We start from the raw sequence: 5,901 nt of genomic DNA, 5'->3' as shown, positions 1-5,901 counted from the left end.
CGTCGACGTACAACATTCCTGCGGTGTTGCGGTTGAGTGGTGTGTTGGATGTGGGTGCGTTGCGGGCTGCGGTGGTGGATGTGGTGGTGCGGCATGAGGTGTTGCGTACGACGTTCCCCGCGATAGATGGTGTTCCGCATCAGCAGATCGCACCGATCGACGCCGTCGACGGGTCCCTCGACTGGCAGGTTGTCGAATCCGCGGCCGACGTCGAGGACTCGGTGACCGAGGGCTTCGATGTCGCGGTGCAGCCGCCGATCCGAGTCCGCCTGTGGTCCGCCGAATCCGGCCGCGACCACACGCTCGCCGTGGTCCTGCATCACATCGCCGCCGACGGCGAGTCGATGGGGCCGTTGATCGCGGATCTGACCGCCGCCTACGTCGCGCGCTCGCGCGGCGAAGAGCCGTTGTTCGTCCCGCTTCCCGTGCAGCTCGCCGATGTCGCGCTGTGGCAGCAGCGGGAACTCGGCGACCCGGATGATCCCTCGTCCGTTGTCGGGAACCAGCTGAAGTACTGGCGCGACCAGTTGAACGATCTTCCAGACGTGCTGCCGCTGCCGACGGATCGGCGACGTCCGGCGGCCGCCTCGATGCGCGGCGCCGGCTTCGGGTTCGATGTGCCGGCAGCGACGGTCGCGGCAGTCCGGTCCGCGGCCCTCGCTTCGGGCACCACCGACTTCATGGTCCTGCACGCCGCGCTCGCGGTGCTCCTGTCCCGGTTGTCCGCTACCAGCGACATCGCGATCGGAACGCCGAATGCGGGCCGCGGCCAAGTCGAACTCGATCCGATGGTCGGCATGTTCGTCAATACGCTCGTGCTGCGCACCCACACCGATCCCGCTGAATCGTTCACCGACTTCCTCAAGCGCGTCCGACAGGTCGACCTGGACGCCTTCGCGCACGCCGACGTGCCCTTCGAAGTGGTCGTTGATGCGCTGTCGCCAGCGCGGTCGGAGGCCTTTGCACCTTTGACGCAGGTGCTGCTGACGTTTGTCGCTGATGATCAAGCCTCCGACGGCGAGCCGATCCGTTTGGGCGAACTCGACATCGAATCCGTCGTCGGCGAAGACACCTCGGCAAAGGTCGACCTGACGTTCACTCTCTCGACGGATTCCGGGGGCGGCTGGGCCGGGCACGTCAATTACGCGACCGACCTCTTCGACGAGGGCACCGTCCGCGCGATCGCCGATCGGCTCATCTCCATGCTGCATGTGTTGACGTCGGACACCGGGCGTGCCGTCGGTGACGCGCCGCTCGTGACCAAGGAAGAACAGCAACGACTGCTGCCGGTCGGCGGCGCGCTCGGAGCCCGACCGCGACTCTTGTCGGACCTCTTGGTGGAGGCAGCGGCGCAGCGGCCAGACCACCCCGCCGTTGTCAGCGGTGGGCAGACCATGACCTACCGCGAGCTGGACGCGGCGTCGAATCGCCTTGCTCGACAACTGCTCGAGCACGGTGCATCGCCGGAGATGTTGATCGCCGTCGCCATTCCGCGCTCGATCGATTTCATGACCGTCCTGTGGGCGGTCGCGAAGACCGGTGCCGCCTATGTGCCGGTCGATCCGGATTACCCTGCGGAGCGAGTCGCCGCGATGGTCGCCGATTCCGGTGCGCGACTCGGACTCACGGTCGCGGCCGCAGGCGAGCTGCCGAGCGCGGCGTTCCAGTGGTGGGAGATCGACGATCCGGCCTTCTCCCAGCAGGTGCGCGGACGTAGCGCGGAGACGCTGGCCGCGAGTGAACTCCATGCTGCGGCCCGCATCGACAACACGGCTTACGTGATCTACACCTCGGGCTCCACCGGCCGCCCCAAGGGCGTCTCGGTGACACATTCCGGTCTCCACAACTTCGCCGTCGAGGAACGTGATCGTGCCGATGCCGACGGCGATTCCAGGGTGCTGGGATTCGCCTCGCCGAGCTTCGACGCGTCGGCGCTCGAGTATCTCCTCGCGTTCATCTCGGGGGCGACCCTCTACTACCGTCCAGCGGGGGCGATCGGTGGATCGGACCTGCAGGATTTCATGCGCGAGCACCGCATCACGCACACCTTCCTGACCCCGACTGTGCTGAGCTCCATGGAGCCGGGCACGATGCCGGACCTGCGAGTCGTTTATGTCGGTGGTGAAGCGGTACCGGAGACTCTGGTCGACGCATGGGTCCCCACTGTTCGAGTTCAGAACGTCTACGGGCCCACCGAGACGACGATCGTAGCGGCGATCAGTTCGCCTATGCGCGTCGGCGAACCCGCCATCAGCGGTCCGCCGTTGCGCGGGGTCGCCATGCAGATCCTGGACAGCCGAATGCTTCCGGTGCCTGCCGGCGTGCTGGGCGAGCTGTACATCAGCGGGATGGCGCTGTCACGCGGCTACCTCGATCGTCCCGGCCTGACCGCTGAGCGGTTCGTCGCAGATCCGAACAATCGGAGCGGCGGCCGGATGTACCGGACCGGTGACCTGGCACGGTGGGTTGCTCAGTCCGACGGTGACCTGGCGATCGCTATCGGCGGCCGATCTGATGATCAGGTGAAACTGCGCGGCCTGCGTATCGAACTGGGCGAGATCGAGAACGTGCTCGCCGCGCACGAGACAGTCAAATCGGCGACTGTGGTCGGGCTGCTCTCTGACCGCGTCGCGGGTGCGGGTGATTCCGTCGTGTCCGCACTCGCCGCCTACGTGGTGCCCATCGACATCGACATCGATGTCGATGTCGACGAATTGCGTGACCACCTGTCCGCCGCGCTGCCGGACTTCATGGTGCCGAGTTCCATCACGACGCTCGCGGAGCTGCCGCTGACAGCCGTGGGGAAGCTGGACCGGCGGGCGCTGCCGATGCCGACGCGGCGGATCACCGACGAATTCGTCGCTCCGGAGTCGCAGGCTGAGGTCATGCTGGAATCGATCGTCTCCGGACTCCTCGGGACGGATCACGTCAGCGTCACCGAATCGTTCTTCGCGCTCGGTGGCGATTCGATCATGTCGATCCAGTTGGCGTCCGCGGCGCGGGCCGCGGGCTTGACGATCTCGCCCCGAGAGATCTTCGAGCGTAAGACGATTCGCGGGATCGCCGCCGCCGCCGCTGCGGCGGCATCGGAGCAGGCGCCGTTGCTGGAGGAGGCAGAAGGCGGTGCGTCAGGAACGTTCGCTCCGACTCCGGTGATGTCGTGGATGGTGGAACTGAGCGAGGCGGCCGACGACTTCGCTGATTTCTCGCAGTCGATGGTGCTGAACGCTCCTGCCGAGATCAGTGTTGACGCGTTGGGCAGCATGCTCGGAGCGGTCTCCACGGCTCATCCGATACTTGCTTCCCGATTCGTCGAGGTGGACGGGCAGTGGGTCGTCGAGTCCGGTGTGCGGCCGGTCGGCGCGGCCGACGTGACCTCACTCCAGTCGGACCACGGCACCGGTGATCCGGAGTTCGCCGAGGACTTGCGCGTCGCGTTCACTTCTGCGTCGGCGCGGCTGAACCCGGCGGCCGGTGCGATGGTGCAGGCCGTTGTCGTGGTTGCCGCAGATGGGCTCAAGCGCATCGTCCTCGTCATCCATCACCTGGTGATCGACGCCGTGTCGTGGCGGGTGGTCATCGAAGATCTGATGACCGCGTGGTCCCAACTGCGCGCGGGACTGCCGTTCGCGCTTCGCAAGGAACTCACGTCGATGCGCTCGTGGGCGCTGGCCTTGCGTGCGAACGCCTCGACCTGGGAGCACCAGATCGATTACTGGCTCGCTCGTCTTCCCGAGGCGTCGACGGCTCTCGGAGCGGACATCGATCGCAGGCGAGACCTCGCAGCGACGGTGACGACGATCGTCGAGAATGTTCCCGCCGAGATCACCGAGGCAACGCTGACCCGGGTCCCGGAAGCCTTCCGCGGCGCGGTGAACGATCCGTTGCTGGCCGCACTCGCGCGGGCGGTGCGCGCATGGCAGCACGACCGCGGCATCGTCGACGATGCCGGACCCATCTCGATTCTGCTCGAGGGCCACGGTCGCTACGAAGACGCGCTCGCGGGAGCCCCAGAAGGCGGCGGCCGAGCAGACCTGTCGCGCACCGTCGGCTGGTTCACCACCATCGCCCCCGTTGCGGTGGATCCGTCGGCCGATGTCACGCGGTCGGTGAAGTCTGCCAAGGAAGCGCGAATCAGCCAACCGGACAACGGGCTGGCCTTCGGGCAACTGCGCTACTCGGTCGACACAGAACTCTCCGGCCGCCCGCTGCCGTCGATCGGTTTCAATTACCTGGGCAACGTGACCGGCTCGGAGGACTCCGACGGTGATTTCCTGCCCGCCAGTGGCGCACCGGTGTTGCCGGGGTCGGTGAGTGGGGCAATGGTCGCCACGAACGCTCTCGCCGTCAACATCGCAACTGTCCGCGGGGAGGGTGGACTTCGCTCGTTCGCGGCGGAGTTCGGATTCCCTCGCGCGATGTTCGCCGAGTCCGACATCGCCGATCTCGCCGGTCGGTTCACCGCCGAGTTGCGCTCGATAGTCGAGTTCGTGGATTCCGGAGTCGATCCGGGTCTCTCGCCGTCGGACATCCCGGGTGTTCGCCTCTCGCAGGATGACATCGATGATCTCGCAGTGCGGTATCCAGGTGCGGCCGTGTGGCCGCTGTCCCCGCTGCAGCGAGGATTCGTGTTCCAGTCCGAGATCGCTGTGGGCGCGACTGAAGGCATCGACGTGTACGTCGCGCAGGTGGCGTTGAGGCTGGACGGGCACGTCGACGTCAGTCGACTCGAGGCTGCGATCGCGCAACTGCCGGTCCACCATCGCGTCCTGCGCTCGGGCTTCGTGCACGCGGCCAGTGGAGCGGTGGTTGCGGTGGTCCCGGACGAAGTGACCGTTCCCTGTGAGGTCGTCGACATGCGCGGCGCCGACGATGATGCGGTCGCGCGCTTCGTCTCGGAGCGAGCGGGCGACGAGCGCCTGAAGCCATTCGACCTGGCGTCGCCGCCGCTGATGCGTTTCGTCATCGTTCGTACCGACGCGGGCGTGCGCCTACTCGTGACGAGTCACCACATCCTCATCGACGGTTGGTCGAGCCCTCTGCTCATCGCCGATCTCTTGGCGCTCTACGAAGTCGGAACCACGTACACCTCCCAGGTCGGCACGTCGGACAAAGACTTCGGTGATTTCGTGGCAGGCCTGTCGCCGGCGGACGATCCTGCAGGACTGGCCGCGTGGCAGCGGGTGGTCGCTCCACTGAACGAGGCGACGTTGGTCGCGGGTGCGACAGAGGCCACCGTCGATGTGCAGCCGGTGGACCACAACGTGGTGCTCGACGCTGAGCTGACCGCGGAGATCGAGCGTGCCGCACGCACTGCGGGATGCACTGTGTCGACGGTCATGCAGTTCGCCTGGGCGGTGCTGTTGTCGCGGCTGACCGGCAGCCAGGTGGTCGCGTTCGGCGAGACGGTGTCGGGAAGGCCCGCGGATCTCGATGGCGTCGACTCGATGATCGGTCTGTTCATCAATACGTTGCCCGCGGTGGTCGACGTTGATCCGGACTTGAGCATCGGCGAGACTCTGCGACGGATGCAGGAGACGCGAGTCTCAGTGCTCGATCACCAGCATGTGGGACTTCCGGAGATCACTGCGCTCACCGAACTGCCGGCCCTCTTCGACACGCTCGTGGTGCACGAGTCCTATCCGGTAGACACCGAGTCGCTGTCGAGCAGTCAGATCGCGCTCAGCGTCGCAGACGTCGACGCTCATGACGCGACGCACTATCCGCTCGGGATGAGCACGTCGCCCTTCGGTGATGGGTTGCAGTTGACGATCAAGTATTTGCCGTCGGCGTTTGATGGTGGTCAGGTGGAGGTTTTTGCTGGGGTTGTGGGGGAGGTTCTTCGGGCTGTTGTGCGTGATGCGGGTGTTTTGGTTGGGGATGTTGCGTTGGCGGGGGTGG

General features: G+C 66.1%; 1 protein-coding gene. It reads left to right on the top strand.

Annotation, left to right across the window (positions count from 1 at the left end; translation table 11 throughout):
* Window positions 1-50: 50 nt before the first annotated feature.
* On the top strand, window positions 51-5,901 hold a 5,851-nt coding region (locus tag GX543_RS12745; RefSeq protein ID WP_290852348.1), incomplete at its 3' end, for a non-ribosomal peptide synthetase.

The organism is Gordonia sp. (in: high G+C Gram-positive bacteria) (genome assembly GCF_012515855.1).
Classification (GTDB): domain Bacteria; phylum Actinomycetota; class Actinomycetes; order Mycobacteriales; family Mycobacteriaceae; genus Gordonia.
The sequence above is the reverse complement of the archived record's forward strand: the minus strand, read 5'-3'. Positions and strand labels throughout refer to the sequence as shown.